Source organism: Kocuria sp. ZOR0020 (assembly GCF_000800955.1).
In the GTDB taxonomy this organism is placed as follows: Bacteria; Actinomycetota; Actinomycetes; order Actinomycetales; family Micrococcaceae; genus Kocuria; species Kocuria subflava.
This window is the reverse complement of record NZ_JROX01000386.1, coordinates 1-508: the sequence shown is the minus strand read 5'-3', so window position 1 is coordinate 508 and position 508 is coordinate 1. Positions and strand designations below refer to the sequence as shown.

Annotated in this window: 1 protein-coding gene; it reads left to right on the top strand. The window is 38.4% G+C overall.

Going from position 1 to position 508, the window contains the following annotated elements:
• On the top strand, positions 1-458 hold a 458-nt coding region (locus L979_RS15495), incomplete at its 5' end, for a phage tail tube protein (RefSeq protein ID WP_047692855.1).
• Positions 459-508 lie beyond the last annotated feature (50 nt).

Sequence of the window (508 nt, the reverse complement as noted above, 5' to 3'; positions counted from 1 at the left end):
AATCAGAAACAGATTCAGTTGACGGTGTAGACCCTATCCAATGGACTTTGGCAGTACAAGCGACTGAGTCAGATATTTATTTGAATGGCGGTAAAAAAGTCCCTGCTATTGAGTACGAAATTTGGGGAGAACAAGCAAAAGATTTCGTCAAGAAAATGGAAAGTGGTTTATTCATTATGCAACCTGATACAGTTCTAGCTGGTGGAATTACACTCGTAGCTCCTGTTATTCCTAATGTGACTACTGCTACAAAGGGTCATAATGACGGAAGAATCGTAGTGCCTGCCACTTTGAAAGATTCTAATGGTGGAACTGTAAAAGTAACATCAGTGATTAATGACGCAAATGGAAAAGTAGCAACAAACGGACAACTTGCTCCAGGTGCCTATAACGTAAAGTTCTCCGCTGAGGGTTATAAAGATGTTACCGCAGGAGTTTCAGTAACTGACCATTCATAAGACTAAAAATAGATTAAGTAAAGGAATATAAAATAAAATGGCAAAACAAT